The sequence below is a fragment of the Sutcliffiella horikoshii genome (assembly GCF_019931755.1).
In the GTDB taxonomy this organism is placed as follows: domain Bacteria; phylum Bacillota; class Bacilli; order Bacillales; family Bacillaceae_I; genus Sutcliffiella_A; species Sutcliffiella_A horikoshii_E.
Genome location: NZ_CP082918.1, coordinates 3,218,121 through 3,234,069, shown reverse-complemented (window position 1 = coordinate 3,234,069; position 15,949 = coordinate 3,218,121). Strand labels below are relative to the sequence as shown.

Here is a 15,949-nt window from a genome sequence, read left to right as displayed (position 1 = left end):
ACGTATTAGTTATGGAGAACATAAAAAGGGGAGAATACAACTTTGATGAGTTTAAAGCGAATTTACACGACCGTTTTTCTTGTAATACTTGCTGCTGTCATAGGGTCAGTTGCTTTAACGTCATGGTACACGGTAGATCAATCAGAACAAGCTGTGATTATGACATTTGGAAAAGTAGAAGAAGGAATCAGTGAACCAGGACTGCATTTTAAGATGCCTTGGCCTATTCAAACAGTAGAGACAATGTCCAAGGAGACATTCAGTTTACAATTCGGCTATGAAGAAAAAGATGGAGAGATAGTTGAATTCACCAATGATACAAAAATGATTACAGGTGACGAAAATATCGTTTTGGCAGATATGGTTGTCATGTGGAAAATAAGCGACCCGGGAAAATACTTATTCAATAGTGATGATCCTCAGGCTGTCCTCTACAATGCAACTTCCGCATCTTTACGTAGTATTATCGGAAGCACCCAAATCGATGAAGCATTGACTTCAGGAAAAGCACAAATTGAAGTAGAGGTTTTTGACCTGCTTACATCTCTAATGGAAACCTATGATATTGGTATTTCTATTACATCTGTCAACCTTCAGGATGTGGAATTACCAAATGAAGAGGTTCGTAAAGCCTTTACAGATGTAACAGATGCACGTGAAATGGAAAACACGAAGAACAATGAAGCGAAAAGATACCAAAACCAACGCATGAATGAGGCGGAAGGGGAAAAGGATGCCATCATCTCCAAAGCAGAAGGAGAAAAGGCAGAAAGAATTGAGCGCGCACGTGGTGACGTAGCAAAATTCAATTCCTTGTATAACGAATACGTGAATGCGCCGGAATTAACAAGGAAGCGTCTTATTTTAGAAACGATGGAAGAAGTATTACCGTATGCCGAAATCTACATTATGAATGATGATGGCAATACAATGAAATATTTCCCGCTCCGAACCGAAAACCCAGCACCAAAACCACCAGCGAACCCGGAAGGAAGTGGGAACAATGAGTGATCAAAATATTATCAATCTAGAAAAGAAAAAACCTGATCTGCAATGGAAAACCATTATCCGCGGAGGATTATTTGGAGCAGTGATTCTTATCGTTCTTGGAGTAATCCTTGCAAATGTATTTGTTGTAAAAGAAGGAGAATATAAGGTTGTTAGACAATTTGGAGAAGTAGTGAAAATTGTAGAAGAGCCTGGCTTGAATTTCAAAACACCTTTCATCCAGTCAGTAACGACTGTGCCAAAATATCAAATGCTATACGATGAAGCAAGTGCAGAAATTAACACTCGTGATAAAAAACGAATGCTTATTGATAATTATGTAGTGTGGCGAGTAGAAGATCCTGAATTAATGATCAGTAACTTAGCAAGCCTTGTGAATGCAGAAACAAAAATGTCAGAGTTCGTATTTTCTGTTGTCAGAACAGAACTCGGACAATTGAACTATGATGATATCATCAATGATGAAAAGTCATCAAGAGGAAGCTTGAATGACAGAGTAACAGATAGAGTAAATGAACTGTTGGCAAGAGATGAATATGGAATTATCGTGACGGATGTCCGTATGAGAAGAACGGATTTGCCGCCAGAAAATGAAGCTGCCGTGTTCACACGAATGATTTCAGAACGTCAGTCTACTGCCCAAGAATACCTTTCTCGTGGAGATGCCGACAAAAACAGAATCATGGCAAATACAGACCGTGAAGTGAAAGAAATACTTGCAAAAGCCGAAGCCGATGCTGATACAATCCGCGGTCAAGGAGAAGGAGAAGCGGCTAAAGTCTACAATGACGCATTCTCTAAAGATGCAGAATTCTACGAGCTATACCGCACACTAGAATCCTATAAAAAGACAATCGATGGAGAAACCGTCATCGTCCTTCCATCCGACTCCCCATACGCCAAACTCCTAATGGGCGGAATGGAATAAAAAGAGTGAAGCTCCACTCATAACAACAAAGCCACAATTTTTGTTTCTGTTCTTATCCATGATAGAATAGAAGAAGAATTGTGGCTTTTTATAGTTGGGATTATACATACGAAAAAACAAAAGAAACAAAGGAGGAGTAGCAAACATGGCAAAAAACAAACTAGTATTGATCGACGGAAACTCCATCGCCTATCGTGCATTCTTTGCACTTCCGCTATTGAGTAATGAAAAAGGAATACATACCAACGCCATTTACGGGTTTACCATGATGCTAATGCGCATTTTAGAAGAAGAAAAGCCAACACATATGCTTGTGGCATTTGATGCAGGCAAAACAACATTCCGCCATAAAACGTTTGGAGAATACAAAGGAGGACGACAAAAAACGCCACCTGAACTATCCGAACAATTCTCCTTCCTTCGAGAACTGCTGGATGCATATAACATAAAAAGATACGAACTGCCTGAATATGAAGCGGATGATATTATTGGGACACTCGCTCAACAAGCTGCCAAAGATGATTATGAAGTGAAAATCATTTCAGGCGACAAAGATTTAACACAGCTTGCAACAGATAAAATCACGGTTGATATCACCAAAAAAGGTATTACTGATGTAGATTCCTACACACCTGCTTTCATTGAAGAAAAATATGGATTGAATGTGGACCAAATTATCGACATGAAAGGTCTTATGGGAGATTCTTCGGATAACATCCCGGGTGTTCCTGGTGTTGGAGAAAAAACTGCCATCAAACTGTTAAAGGAATTTGGTAACATTGAAACACTTCTTGAATCCATTGATAAGGTTAGTGGAAAGAAACTGAAAGAGAAACTAGAAGATAATAAAGAGCAGGCAATCATGAGCAAGCAACTTGCCACCATCATGACCGAAGCACCTGTAGAAGTTACCGTAGAAGAACTACTTTATGAAGGCTTCGATAAAAAGAAAGTGGTCAACATCTTCAAAGAACTTAGTTTCAACTCCCTTTTAGACAAGCTTGGAGAAGATGGAGAAACGGTGACAGAGGATCTTGAGGATATTTCCTTTGAAATACTGGAAGAAGTAAAAGAGGATCACTTTGCAAAAGAAAACTTTTTTATGGTGGAAGTGCTGGATGAAAATTATCACCGTGCAGATATTCAGGGAATTGCACTTGTGAATGAGACCGGAAATTATTTTATCCCAACAGAAGTAGCCATGCAGTCAGAGGAGTTCGCTGCATTTGCTTCAGATCATAAAAGAAGAAAGACGGTTTTTGATGCCAAAAGAGCAATCGTGGCATTGAAGTGGAAGGGAATCGAACTGAACGGAATTGATTTTGATTTTATCATTGCATCTTATATCGTTAATCCTTCCGAGACGTCTACGGACCTTGCAGAAATTGCCCGTAAAAAAGGCTATTATCAGATCGAAACCGATGAAGCTGTGTACGGAAAAGGTGCAAAGCGTGCCGTCCCTGATCAGCAAACAGTTGCAGACCATTTGGTGAGAAAGACTTTTGCGATGCAGGAGATGAAAGAGTCATTTATCCACGAGTTAAAGGACAATGAACAGTTGGAGTTATTTGAAGAGCTGGAGATGCCTCTGACATTGGTGTTAGCCGAAATGGAAGCACTCGGTATTAAAGTGGATAAAGCACGATTAGAAGAAATGGGAACAGATCTTGGTGAGAAGCTGGAAAAAATTGAAGAGAAGATTTTTGAACTTGCAGGTGAAAAGTTCAATATTAACTCTCCAAAGCAGCTTGGTGTCATTCTTTTTGAAAAGCTGGGACTACCCCCTGTTAAGAAAACAAAAACAGGCTACTCGACTTCTGCCGACGTATTGGAAAAGCTGGCTGAAAAGCATGAAGTAATTCAGCAAATCTTACACTATCGTCAATTAGGCAAACTGAAATCGACGTATATTGAAGGATTACTAAAGGTGATCCATGAGGATTCCCATAAAATACACACTCGCTTTAACCAAGCTTTAACCCAAACAGGGCGTTTAAGTTCCATTGATCCAAACCTGCAGAATATCCCTGTTCGCCTAGAGGAAGGTAGAAAGATTAGGGAAGCATTTATTCCTTCCCATGAAGACTGGGTCATCTTTGCTGCCGACTATTCTCAAATCGAACTAAGGGTTCTAGCACATATTGCAAATGACGAAAAACTGATTGAAGCTTTTAAAGAGGATGCGGATATTCACACAAAAACCGCAATGGATGTGTTCCATGTTTCAGAAGATGAAGTCACTTCCAATATGCGTCGTCAAGCAAAGGCGGTAAACTTCGGAATTGTTTATGGCATCAGTGATTACGGTCTTTCACAGAGCTTGGGCATTACTAGAAAAGATGCGAAAACATTTATTGACCGATACTTGGAAAGCTTCCCTGGCGTGAAAGAATACATGGAAGACAGCGTCCTTGATGCAAAGGATAAGGGATACGTTACAACCCTTCTTCATCGCCGCCGTTACTTGCCTGAGATAACAAGCAGTAACTTCAACCTGAGAAGCTTTGCTGAAAGAACAGCGATGAATACACCGATCCAAGGAAGTGCCGCTGATATTATCAAAAAAGCTATGATTGATATGGCATACAGGCTTGAAGAAGAAAATATGCAATCTAAAGTCCTCCTGCAAGTACATGATGAACTTGTATTTGAGGCCCCTAAAGATGAAATCGAAAAATTAAAGAAGATTGTACCAGAAGTAATGGAGCAAGCAGTGGAATTGAAGGTCCCGCTGAAGGTGGATTATTCTTACGGCTCTACATGGTACGACGCGAAATAATTGTTTCTATGAGGATGTGTGACCATGCCAGAACTTCCTGAGGTTGAGACGGTCAGAAAAACACTGGTTCAGCTTGTACAAGGTAAAAAAATCAAACAAGTGAAAGTCTTATGGCCCAAAATGATTAAAGAGCCGGATGATGCCGCTCTTTTTGAAGAAATGCTCATTGGGCAGGAGATTGTGAAAATCGGAAGAAGGGGAAAATTCCTCCTCTTCTACCTTAACGATTATTGCATGGTTTCTCATTTGAGAATGGAAGGGAAATACGGACTCTATCAGAAAGAGGAGCCAGCGAACAAGCATACCCACGTGTTCTTCTATTTTGAGGACGGCACCGAACTTCGCTACCAGGACGTTCGCAAGTTCGGCACGCTTCATCTTTATAAAAAAGGCGAGGAACTTGCAGCAAAATCGCTTGCCAGTTTAGGGCCAGAACCTTTTGAAGACGAGTTCAACCTTGATCTCCTTCAAGAGAGACTTGCTAAAACAAACCGGAATATTAAGTCGGTGCTTTTAGATCAAACGGTTGTAGTTGGTTTAGGAAACATATATGTGGATGAGGCATTATTCAGAGCGGGCATTCATCCAGAAAGAACGGCAAGCAGTCTGAACGAAGAGGAGCTTATCGAGCTACAACGCGAAATAGTCCTCACTCTTCAGGAAGCCGTCGACAAAGGTGGGAGCACGATTCGATCCTATGTAAACTCCCAAGGTCAAATCGGCATGTTCCAGCTCGAACTATTCGTCTACGGCCGTAAAGGAGAACCATGCAGAAAATGCGGCCATGAAATCGAAAAAACAGTCGTAGCCGGCAGAGGAACCCACACCTGCCCAAAATGTCAGCCAAAGCCATAATAGTTAGAGTGAAAAATAAATAGAACACATCGAATGGGCTCCTGCCATATACTATCCTAGTGATAGTTAGGGAGGAGCTCTTAATGATTCCATACATCTCACTTATCCTACTAGCCTTTGCTGTTAGTCTGGATAGCTTCAGTGTTGGCTTGACATATGGCCTAAGAAAAATGCATATGCCGCTTAAATCAATCAGTATCATTGCGTGTTGTTCGGCCGTCTCGCTTTTGCTTGCCATGTTAGTAGGCACCATACTTATGAAATTTCTCTCCCCTGCTTTTGCAGAGACAATTGGTGGAAGCATTCTGATACTATTAGGAATGTGGGTTCTCTATCAGTTTTTTCGTGCCAGTACAGCCGAAGACAGTACCTCTTTTGCAGATGAACGCATCTTGTTCAATCTTGAAATCAAATCACTCGGTGTTGTCATCAACATTTTGAGAAAGCCAACAGAAGCCGACTTTGACCGTTCCGGTTCCATCACTGGGTTAGAAGCTTTTTTTCTTGGCATTGCCCTGTCCCTGGATGCTTTTGGAGCGGGAATCGGTGCAGCCTTGCTTGGCTACTCTCCTGGGGTAATGGCGGTTTCAGTAGCTGTGATGAGTTCGTTATTTGTGATTACCGGGATAAAATTGGGAAGAGTGTTTTCCACCGTTTCGTGGATTAATAAGTTCTCTTTTTTACCAGGCGTATTACTTATTGTTATCGGAATTATTAAAATGTAAGAGGAAACACTAGAGGTTGTGTAGCGCAGCCTCTCTTTTGAAAAGGAGGAAGGGACATGCCATTGGTTATAGGACTAACCGGAGGAATAGCAAGCGGTAAAAGCACAGTGGCCAATATGCTGCGCGATAAAAACATACCGATTGTAGATGCTGATATCGTGGCTCGGGAAGTCGTGGAAATTGGTACAGATACATATAAAAAGTTGGTCAGTGAATTTGGACAGGAAATACTAAATGACGACAAAACACTGAACCGACCTAAGCTCGGAAGCATTATTTTTCAAAATCAGGAAAAACGGGAAAAGCTCAATAGCATCATGCATCCAAGTATCAGAACCAGTATGAAAGAGAAGACGCAGAAATACATAGAAGAGGGCCATGATGTGGTAGTAATGGATATCCCCTTACTGTTCGAAAGCAAGCTTACCCATCTTGTGGACAAAACCTTACTCGTCTTTGTAACCGAGAAAACCCAACTAAAGCGCTTGATGGAGCGAAACGATCTATCCGAAAAGGAAGCAACAGACAGAATAAAGTCCCAGATGCCACTTACGGAAAAAGTTAAACTCTCCCATGCTGTCATAGACAACAACGGATCTCTTGCGAAAACAGAACAACAACTAAATGACATCTTAACCAACTGGCATATCCAAAAATAGGGATATGCCCTTTTTATATTTTTTACATGACATATAGAATTTAATTATGTTATACTAATTGCAGGATAAAAGATTAATAAGTATAACATATATACAGAAATGGGGAATTTACATGAAGGCAAAGGTTGCAATTAACGGGTTTGGACGAATTGGGAGAATGGTATTCAGACGCGCCATCCAAGAAGAAGGTTTAAATATCGTTGCAATCAATGCGAGCTACCCAGCGGAAACGCTAGCTCACCTTATTAAATATGACACAAACCATGGACGCTTCGATGCGGATGTTTACGCAGAAGACAATGCGTTAATCGTAAATGGTAAGCGTATTCAATTAGTAAATAACCGTAATCCAGAAGAGCTTCCTTGGAAAGAAATGAATATAGATATCGTAATTGAAGCGACAGGAAAGTTTAATTCTCGCGACAAAGCGGCGCTTCATCTTCAAGCTGGTGCTAAACGTGTTGTACTGACAGCTCCAGGTAAAAACGAAGATGTAACGATTGTAATGGGAGTAAATGAAGAAGTACTTGATATGAATGAGCACTTTGTCATTTCAAACGCTTCTTGTACGACAAACTGCTTAGCGCCAGTTGTAAAAGTGTTAGATCAACAGTTTGGTATTGAGAATGGATTAATGACAACCGTTCATGCTTATACAAATGACCAAAAGAATATTGACAACCCCCATAAAGATTTGCGCAGAGCAAGAGCTTGCGGTCAGTCCATCATCCCAACCTCTACAGGTGCGGCAAAAGCACTATCTTTAGTACTTCCACACCTAAAGGGTAAACTGCATGGAATGGCGCTTCGTGTTCCAACACCTAACGTATCTCTTGTTGACCTAGTGGTGGACCTGAAAAAGCCGGTTACGGTAGACGACGTGAATGATGCGTTCCAAAGTGCTTCCATCGGTTCTATGGATGGTATATTAGGAGTTACAATGGAACCGCTTGTGTCTGTGGACTTTAACACAAATCCGCATTCGGCTGTCATTGATGGATTATCCACAATGGTGATGGGCGATACAAAGGTAAAAGTATTAGCATGGTATGACAACGAGTGGGGTTATTCTTGCCGAGTGGTAGATCTTGTTCAATTCGTAGCAGAAAAAATGGTAGAAGCAAAAGAAGTAATGGCTGGTTAATTTAGCCTAAGGTAATGCTATAGTGAAATAAATGTAAGCGGTTAACATTTTGTGTTAATCGCTTTTTTGCTTTTGTCGCAAAGTGGAATTACTTTCACCTTTTTCATAATTTAATAGCTTACAAGAAAAAAAGTCATAAATGCCTGTTGCAAAACTAATATAAAAGCATTATACTATTTTTCGTGAACTTCTTGAAACGATTATGTGGCTACTTAAAGGGTTAGGACCTCTTTGGACTAACTTTCCCCCGTGGTAGTAATACATCAATCACTCTTCACCTTTGAGGAATTCATGTATTTTAAAAAATGAAAAGGGGGAACGTGAGATGGAAACAGTAGGTCGTCACGTTATTTCAGAACTATGGGGTTGCGATTTTGACAAATTGAATGATATGGATTACATCGAAAAAACATTTGTCGATGCTGCATTAAAATCAGGTGCAGAAGTAAGAGAGGTAGCTTTTCATAAATTTGCTCCTCAAGGGGTAAGCGGAGTAGTCATTATTTCCGAATCCCACTTAACCATTCATAGCTTCCCAGAGCACGGATATGCTAGTATCGATGTTTATACATGCGGAGAATTAGATCCTAATATTTCAGCTGACTATATTGCGACTGCTTTAAATGCTCAGACGCGTGAAACAATCGAACTTCCACGTGGAATGGGTCCTGTTCAAGTAAACAAAGCAAAAGCTCTTTAAAATTATAACTAAATGCATTAAAATAAAGAGAGGTGTATAGCATGCACCTCTTTTTATTATACTCAAAATATATTATACATAAAAAACAACAAATTAAGGGGTTGTCAGGCTAAAGTGGGAGCGATACAAAAGCTGAAAGGTATATTGACCAATCACTCGGAAACGCGGGAAAACCATACAGAAGAATCCTTGCGCAGTCGTTATTATAAAACTACCAATAAGAATGCAATGAAAGCCTTGCAAGAATTGTTTAACAAGATGGAAGGGGTAACGGTTAAATCTGTTTCTGAGGAGCACGGAGAAATGGCATTGCAAGTGAACAAAGGCCGAAAAGCGTTTGTCATTGTCACAGTTATCTCTGTCCGACCTTTTGAAACAGCGGTTGATTTTTCCGTTACAACAGAAACCAAACTACCTTTCGATTTTGGATACAGTCGTCAACTGATCAAACAGATGTATGAACGGATTGATAAATCGATGATCTATATTGGATCCGGGCTGAATTCGGGGAAAAAGTAGATTGGAAACGGAGTGGAAACCATCATGAAATGTCCTGCCTGTCACCATAATGGGACGAAGGTATTAGATTCACGCCCTGTAGAAGAGGGAAAATCCATCAGAAGAAGAAGAGAATGCGAGTCTTGTTCCTATCGTTTTACGACGTTTGAGAAAGTGGAAGAAATGCCGCTTATCGTCGTGAAAAAGGAAGGAATACGAGAAGAGTTCAGCAGGGAAAAAGTGCTGAGAGGTTTAATTCGGGCCTGTGAAAAAAGACCAGTTGCCCTAAAACAACTCGAAGACATTGTGATGGAAGTGGAAAAAGAATTAAGAAATATCGGCATATCCGAAGTGAAAAGCGATATGGTCGGAGAAATGGTAATGGAGAGACTATCTAAAATAGATGAAGTGGCATATGTCCGATTTGCCTCTGTTTACCGTCAATTCAAAGATATCAATGTCTTTTTGGATGAATTAAAAGAAATCATTGAAAAAGAAAGAAAATAAGTAGGCTGCAATAAGGAACCCTAAGTGAGAGAGGAATTTATATGCCTCTCTCTTTCCATTATTTTAAAAAGAGAAAGGTTTGGATGTTTCATGTCTGATCGCCATTGGAAAGAGCTGGTCCCTGTAGACCGGTATATTGTCCGTTCAAATGGAGTGCTCCAACAGTTTGACCGTAAACTCCTAACAATGCTATATCAACCTTTGCTCGGATTCAGGGGATACAGTTTATATATGACCCTCTGGAGTGAGCTGGACCAAGATCGCTTGTGGGGCGGGGAGACGACGCATCATGGCATTATGACGACGATGCAATGCAACCTAAAGGATATCCATCAGGAAAGAATAAAACTTGAAGGCATCGGTCTTTTAAAAACGTGGGTCAAGGAAGATGATCAGCTTCGCACCTTCATTTATGAACTTCAACCTCCACTCTCCCCGGAAGCATTCTTTTCAGAACCAATGCTAACCATTTATTTATATAATCGACTAGGGAAAAATAAATACGCAAGTGTGAAGAAATACTTTTCCGATAAGGTTATCCCTGTGGATGAATACCAGGAAGTGACAAGAAGTTTCAGTGATGTCTTCCAATCTGTTCAGTCAGAAAACATGGCATATGCCGCGAATGAAGAGATGATGGAGGAATTGCCACTAGAAGAGGGAGAAGAGTGGCTGGAGCGCAAAAAGGGAAGCGATCCAAAGGTAAGTCAAGAAATCTTTGACTTTGATCTGTTTTTTGCAGGGCTATCTGAGGTAGTCATCCCGAAAAAATCAATCACCGCCAAAGTGAAGGAAGCGATTGTGAAACTGTCCTTCATCTATACCATCGATCCGATATCTATGCGCGATTTGATGATGAATGTGATTGATGTTGATGAAAAAGTGGATTTAGAGAAACTGCGTAAGGCAGCAAGGGATTGGTATCAGCTGGAATACCAAGATACATTGCCGGGCCTTGTGGAGAAAACACAGCCGCTGAACTTGAGGCAGTTTACGGATAAAAAGCCAGCAACAAAAGATGAACAGCTCATCCAACAGCTGGAGAATGTCTCTCCAAAGCAAATGCTCACAGATCTTTCTGGTGGCTCGGAACCTTCTGCTTCAGACCTCCGAATTGTGGAAGACGTCATGTTCAAACAACAATTAACACCTGGAGTCGTGAATGTGTTGCTTTATTATGTGTTGTTGAAAACAGATATGAAGCTGAACCGCAAATACGTGGAGAAGATTGCAAGTCATTGGGCGCGTAAACAAGTGAAAACCGTCAGTGAAGCGATGGAACTTGCCAAAGAGGAGCATCGCCAGTATCAGAACTGGGCGGATACAAAGCAGGCTGATAAGAGTGCTGGTGGAGGAAGCGCCTCTAAAGCGAAAACAGGGAAAGTGGTGCGCAACCGTTTTGTCAGTTCGGACGGAGCGGCAACTGAAACAGATGCTGCAGGCAGTCAGTCCGACAAGTTCAAGGAAGTAGAAGAGGACGAAAAACAGAAGCTGATGGAACGATTGGCGAAAATGAAAGAGAAAAAGATAAGGTTAGATCCATAGTGTAGAGGCTGCATATACCTTTTTTAGGGATGCTGCCTTCTTTTATTGATGCTATTTCTCAAAAAGATGTTAATACTACCAAAAAAGGGTATCGTCTACTATAAGACTAAAGAAAAGGGGAAATAACCTTTGAAGAGAGTAGCGGTGATCGTTAATCCCAATGCCGGGAACAAAAAGTTGATCAATTCCATTGAACAGATAGAAGAAAAGCTCTTAAGTACATTTGATGAAGTAACCATTCATCCAACCCAAAAAGAAGGTGATGGTGCCAGACTCGTGGAGAAACTGGCGAACCATGTGGATCTTCTAATCGGTGCCGGCGGGGACGGTACCATCTTTGAATTAATCAACGCTTTGGCTCCTTTGGAAAAGAGACCTGTTTTTGCCATCATACCAGGCGGAACCTGTAATGATTTTTCACGAACGCTTGGAATCAATCAGCATCCTATCAAAGCAGTGGAACAGATCATGGAGAAGCGTACAGAAACGGTGGATGTCGGAAAAAGTGATAATCAATACTTCTTGAATTTTTGGGGAATTGGATTGGTATCAAAGGTTTCAGATAACATCGACAGCGGGACGAAACAGCTGCTTGGAAAACTGTCCTATTACATTAGCGCCGGACAAACGGTAATGGAAGAGGAGCCGTTTCAGCTTACCATAGAAAGTGAAACACAATCTTATGAAGGGGATGCTGTCATGCTTCTGATAGGTAATGGTTCTTTTCTGGGCGGTATTCAGTCGTTTTTCCCCTCTTCCAGCGTACAGGACGGGGAACTGGATGTAATGATTATCAAGCAGACCTCCATTGCCCAGCTTTGGACATGGATGCAAACAAGACTTCAAAAGGAGCTTCCAGCAGAAGGGAACGACGATTTAGTTTATTTCAGAGCAAAGGAACTGAAAATCAAAGCCACTCCCAATCAAGAAATCGATACAGACGGAGAAAAGACCTACCATACCCCTTCTACTGTCTCCATTCTTCCAGGACATCTAGAAGTAATCATTGGCGATTATCCATTTGAGTGAAGAATAATAATATGCGCTAGTCCTTTCTCTAGATGGGCCGGCGCATATTTTTTTATATTTATTCATTTTTCCATCCTCCTGCCCATATACATTGAATTAGGTGTATCAAAGGGGGGACAAACTTGTTTGAGATTTCCTTTCGAAATGAATCGGACGCAAATGCGATATATATGAATGTATTAGAAAAAAATCCTGAGAGTGATTCTATCCTTTCTTTACATAAAGAAAAAATCGTCGTGGAATCAAAGGATGTTCATTTTTACAGAAACACCATTGTTCCGGTGCTGAAGTATTACATTCACCGTACCAAAGAAAAAGAATGGATATTGTCGGTATTGGAAAATACGTTTTATTATAAAGAGGAAGAAGAACAAGAACAGATTCTCTGTATTCTGCAATCAATCCTTCTCGGAGAACGGGCTGATATTCCAAATCTTCCGGCTATAGAACAGCGTGATGCCCAGTTGGAGTCTGTCATGCAGTCCTTTTTTCAAAAGCCCATATCGTTTTCATTTGATTCCTTTATCACATTCAGGTTGAAAGAATACTTTGAAGGGTTGCAGGTATTTGTAGAAGCGGCGATTGATGAGTATAAGCTGGAACAGGAATACCAATCGTTCGTCCATCAGCTGCGGGAATTGCTGACGACAACAGATTCAAAGCTTGAAGAATTGCACCTTGTCTATCAATATCAATTCGATTTTTATGATAAGTCTTTCTCGCATATACCAAAAAACCAGCTCATCAAGTTTATGAACAGAACTCATTTTAATAATTATTCGTATTATATAGACTCGGTCGTACTTGCACCCTTGGTTTCTATCGCGCCGAAAAAACTGTTTCTCTACACGGATAATACGGAACATCAGCTTGTGGAGACCATACGCAATATATTTGAAGAACGTGCCGTTGTTTTACCTTTTCACTATTTTGGGCAAAATAAAAGTAAAATTGATTAAAGTGACCACTTGATTTTCCTGTAACAGGAGAATATAATAACCTACATAATCAATTTTAACTTCATAGCTCAAAAAGTATCGATGAGGACATGAGTGTTTTAAAAACGGATTTTAGAGAGGGAAGTCACCGGCTGTAAGCTTCCTATCACGATTAAAACCCTAACCACCTCTGAACTTCAACGGTGAACATCGCAGTAGCTGTTGACGGGGAAATCCCTCGTTATCTAATAATGAAGCCGTCTTTTAGTCTTTTTAAAAGATGGGAACTTGGGTGGAAACACGGATATTAAACTCGTCCCTTATATTATATGAGGGGCGGGTTTTTTTATTTTGGTTCAGTTAATCTCTAGCTGTTGATTGGAGCAAAAGGCGAAGACTCCTGAGGGAGATAGCGCTAGGTGGAGACCCCGCAGGCTTGCCGAGGAGGCTCCAGCAGCGCCCCTAGGAAAGCGAAGCCATTTGAGGAAATTAACAGCGGTGTCAAACCGAACCTAAAAAATTCTAAAGAAGAGGTGACAGAGATGTCGGAATTAATGAAGATCACATTTCCAGACGGAGCGGTAAAGGAGTTTGAACGTGGTACGACAACAGAAGATATCGCTGCATCCATCAGTCCGGGTCTGAAAAAGAAAGCAATCGCTGGAAAACTGAACGGAGAACTCATTGACCTGCGTTCCCCGATTAAAATAGACGGAGAAATCAGCATCATCATGCAAGACTCCGACGAAGCGCTTGGAATCATGCGACACAGTACTGCCCACTTGATGGCACAAGCGATCAAACGCCTATACGGCAACGTGAAACTAGGAATCGGTCCGGTAATCGAGAACGGATTCTACTACGATATAGACATGGAGGAGTCTTTAACTCCAGAAGACCTTCAAAAAATCGAAAAAGAAATGAAGAAAATCGTCAGCGAAAACTTGGATGTTGTTCGTGTGGAAGTGAGCAGAGAAGAAGCGCTGCGCCGCTACGTAGAGCTGAATGATGAGTTGAAGCTTGAATTGATTCGCGAACTGCCTGAAGGAGAAACTATCTCCATTTATGAACAAGGTGAGTTCTTTGACCTTTGCCGTGGAATCCATGTACCATCCACTGGGAAAATTAAAGAATTTAAATTGCTAAGCATTGCAGGTGCATACTGGAGAGGCGACAGCAAAAACAAAATGCTGCAACGTATCTACGGAACAGCTTTCTTTAAAAAAGCAGAGCTTGATGAGCACCTTCGCCTGTTGGAAGAAGCAAAAGAGCGCGATCACCGTAAAATCGGGAAAGAGCTGGACCTTTTCTTCAACTCCCAAAAAGTGGGGCAAGGTTTACCTCTATGGTTACCGAAGGGTGCAACAATCCGCCGTGTAATCGAGCGCTATATCGTCGACAAAGAAGTAGAGCTTGGCTATGACCACGTTTATACTCCTGTAATGGGAAGCGTGGAGCTTTATAAAACTTCCGGGCACTGGGATCACTATCAGGACGGCATGTTCCCTCCAATGGAAATGGATAACGAGCAACTTGTTCTTCGTCCAATGAACTGTCCTCATCATATGATGGTGTACAAAAACAGCATCCACAGTTACCGTCAGCTTCCTGTACGTATTGCTGAGCTTGGAACAATGCACCGCTATGAAATGTCAGGTGCATTGGCAGGACTACAGCGTGTACGTGGCATGACTCTGAACGATGCACACATCTTCGTCCGCCCTGATCAAATCAAGGATGAGCTGAAGCGTGTTGTGAACCTGGTTCTTGAAGTATATAAAGATTTCGGCCTGGATGACTATTCTTTCCGTCTATCCTACCGTGATCCTGAAAATAAAGAGAAGTATTTCGATGACGATGCAATGTGGGAAAAAGCACAGGGCATGCTGAAGGAAGCAATGGATGAGCTTGGTCTTGATTATTTCGAAGCAATCGACGAAGCGGCATTCTATGGTCCTAAGTTAGACGTTCAAGTACGTACTGCCCTTGGAAAAGAAGAGACTCTTTCCACTGTACAGCTTGACTTCCTATTGCCAGAGAAATTCGACCTGACTTATGTTGGGGAAGACGGCAAGCAGCACCGTCCGGTTGTTATCCACCGCGGTGTCGTATCGACAATGGAACGCTTTGTGGCATTCCTGATCGAAGAGTACAAAGGTGCATTCCCTACTTGGTTGGCGCCAGTACAAGTCCAAGTGATCCCTGTATCACCAGATGCGCATTTTGATTATGCAAAAGAAGTGCAAGACCTTCTAAAATCAAAAGGAATTCGCGTAGAAATTGACGAAAGAAACGAAAAGATCGGCTACAAAATCCGTGAAGCACAAATGCAAAAGATTCCATACATGCTAGTGCTGGGAGACAATGAAATCCAAGAACGCGCAGTAAACGTCCGTAAATACGGCGAACAAAAATCCGAAACAATCTCACTAGAGAAATTTGTGGAAGAACTGGTGAAAGAAGCGAAGAGATAAGCTAAGCTTTATAATTCCCCCTGTCGACTGAAGTGCAGGGTGGTCGACTCCAGCGGGGGAGTAGCGGTAGCTTGAGACCCCGCAACGAAGTGAGGAGGCTCAAGCACCGTCCCGCGGAAAGCGACCACCCGGAACGAAAGGAGACAGGGAGTTTAACCAT

General features: G+C 41.5%; 14 protein-coding genes and 1 other annotated feature. All 14 genes read left to right on the top strand.

Features of this window, described 5'->3' with window-relative positions; translation table 11 throughout:
• The first annotated feature begins 42 nt into the window (after positions 1-42).
• The 14 genes from hflK (at position 43) to thrS (ending at position 15,789) form a co-directional block, all read left to right on the top strand.
• Positions 43-1,011 carry an FtsH protease activity modulator HflK gene (gene hflK, locus K7887_RS16560; RefSeq protein ID WP_223490642.1) on the top strand — a complete coding sequence of 323 codons (969 nt, stop codon included), beginning with the start codon at positions 43-45 and terminating at the stop codon, positions 1,009-1,011.
• Positions 1,004-1,936 carry a protease modulator HflC gene (gene hflC, locus K7887_RS16555; protein ID WP_223490640.1) on the top strand — a complete coding sequence of 311 codons (933 nt, stop codon included), beginning with the start codon at positions 1,004-1,006 and terminating at the stop codon, positions 1,934-1,936. The genes hflK and hflC overlap by 8 nt, the downstream gene beginning before the upstream one ends.
• A 145-nt stretch (positions 1,937-2,081) precedes the next feature.
• Positions 2,082-4,715, top strand: a complete 2,634-nt coding sequence (polA, locus tag K7887_RS16550; protein ID WP_223490638.1) for a DNA polymerase I — start codon at positions 2,082-2,084, stop codon at positions 4,713-4,715.
• A gap of 24 nt (positions 4,716-4,739) precedes the next feature.
• Positions 4,740-5,570, top strand: coding sequence for a DNA-formamidopyrimidine glycosylase (gene mutM, locus K7887_RS16545; protein WP_223490636.1), 831 nt, complete (start codon positions 4,740-4,742; stop codon positions 5,568-5,570).
• 83 nt (positions 5,571-5,653) lie between these two features.
• A complete protein-coding gene (ytaF, locus tag K7887_RS16540) occupies positions 5,654-6,295 on the top strand; it encodes a sporulation membrane protein YtaF (protein WP_223490634.1) in 642 nt (213 codons plus the stop codon).
• A 56-nt stretch (positions 6,296-6,351) separates the two neighbouring features.
• Positions 6,352-6,954: a dephospho-CoA kinase gene (gene coaE, locus K7887_RS16535; protein ID WP_223490633.1), complete on the top strand. Its 603-nt coding sequence runs from the start codon at positions 6,352-6,354 to the stop codon at positions 6,952-6,954.
• Between the two features lie 112 nt (positions 6,955-7,066).
• Complete coding sequence (locus K7887_RS16530) at positions 7,067-8,098, top strand: glyceraldehyde-3-phosphate dehydrogenase (RefSeq protein WP_223490631.1); 1,032 nt, start codon at positions 7,067-7,069, stop codon at positions 8,096-8,098.
• 325 nt (positions 8,099-8,423) lie between these two features.
• On the top strand, positions 8,424-8,798 hold the full coding sequence (speD, locus tag K7887_RS16525) for an adenosylmethionine decarboxylase (RefSeq protein WP_010195679.1): 375 nt from the start codon (positions 8,424-8,426) through the stop codon (positions 8,796-8,798).
• Between the two features lie 114 nt (positions 8,799-8,912).
• Positions 8,913-9,317: a hypothetical protein gene (locus tag K7887_RS16520; RefSeq protein ID WP_060664818.1), complete on the top strand. Its 405-nt coding sequence runs from the start codon at positions 8,913-8,915 to the stop codon at positions 9,315-9,317.
• Between the two features lie 24 nt (positions 9,318-9,341).
• Complete coding sequence (gene nrdR, locus K7887_RS16515) at positions 9,342-9,803, top strand: transcriptional regulator NrdR (protein ID WP_223490629.1); 462 nt, start codon at positions 9,342-9,344, stop codon at positions 9,801-9,803.
• A 90-nt stretch (positions 9,804-9,893) separates the two neighbouring features.
• Positions 9,894-11,348, top strand: coding sequence for a replication initiation and membrane attachment family protein (locus tag K7887_RS16510; protein ID WP_223490627.1), 1,455 nt, complete (start codon positions 9,894-9,896; stop codon positions 11,346-11,348).
• 129 nt (positions 11,349-11,477) lie between these two features.
• Positions 11,478-12,377: a diacylglycerol/lipid kinase family protein gene (locus K7887_RS16505; RefSeq protein ID WP_223490625.1), complete on the top strand. Its 900-nt coding sequence runs from the start codon at positions 11,478-11,480 to the stop codon at positions 12,375-12,377.
• Positions 12,378-12,499: 122 nt separating this feature from the next.
• Positions 12,500-13,336, top strand: coding sequence for a sporulation protein YtxC (ytxC, locus tag K7887_RS16500; RefSeq protein ID WP_223490624.1), 837 nt, complete (start codon positions 12,500-12,502; stop codon positions 13,334-13,336).
• A gap of 69 nt (positions 13,337-13,405) precedes the next feature.
• Positions 13,406-13,639, top strand: a binding site (T-box leader).
• 218 nt (positions 13,640-13,857) lie between these two features.
• Positions 13,858-15,789, top strand: a complete 1,932-nt coding sequence (gene thrS / locus K7887_RS16495; protein WP_223490622.1) for a threonine--tRNA ligase — start codon at positions 13,858-13,860, stop codon at positions 15,787-15,789.
• Positions 15,790-15,949 lie beyond the last annotated feature (160 nt).

What these genes read in the sequence shown, in the direction of transcription:
- ytaF (WP_223490634.1), top strand. Translation starts at nt 5,654, where the DNA reads ATGATTCCATACATCTCACTTATCCTACTAGCCTTTGCTGTTAGTCTG.
- speD (WP_010195679.1), top strand. Translation starts at nt 8,424, where the DNA reads ATGGAAACAGTAGGTCGTCACGTTATTTCAGAACTATGGGGTTGCGAT.
- thrS (WP_223490622.1), top strand. Translation starts at nt 13,858, where the DNA reads ATGTCGGAATTAATGAAGATCACATTTCCAGACGGAGCGGTAAAGGAG.
- mutM (WP_223490636.1), top strand. Translation starts at nt 4,740, where the DNA reads ATGCCAGAACTTCCTGAGGTTGAGACGGTCAGAAAAACACTGGTTCAG.
- hflC (WP_223490640.1), top strand. Translation starts at nt 1,004, where the DNA reads ATGAGTGATCAAAATATTATCAATCTAGAAAAGAAAAAACCTGATCTG.
- nrdR (WP_223490629.1), top strand. Translation starts at nt 9,342, where the DNA reads ATGAAATGTCCTGCCTGTCACCATAATGGGACGAAGGTATTAGATTCA.
- polA (WP_223490638.1), top strand. Translation starts at nt 2,082, where the DNA reads ATGGCAAAAAACAAACTAGTATTGATCGACGGAAACTCCATCGCCTAT.
- K7887_RS16510 (WP_223490627.1), top strand. Translation starts at nt 9,894, where the DNA reads ATGTCTGATCGCCATTGGAAAGAGCTGGTCCCTGTAGACCGGTATATT.
- coaE (WP_223490633.1), top strand. Translation starts at nt 6,352, where the DNA reads ATGCCATTGGTTATAGGACTAACCGGAGGAATAGCAAGCGGTAAAAGC.
- K7887_RS16530 (WP_223490631.1), top strand. Translation starts at nt 7,067, where the DNA reads ATGAAGGCAAAGGTTGCAATTAACGGGTTTGGACGAATTGGGAGAATG.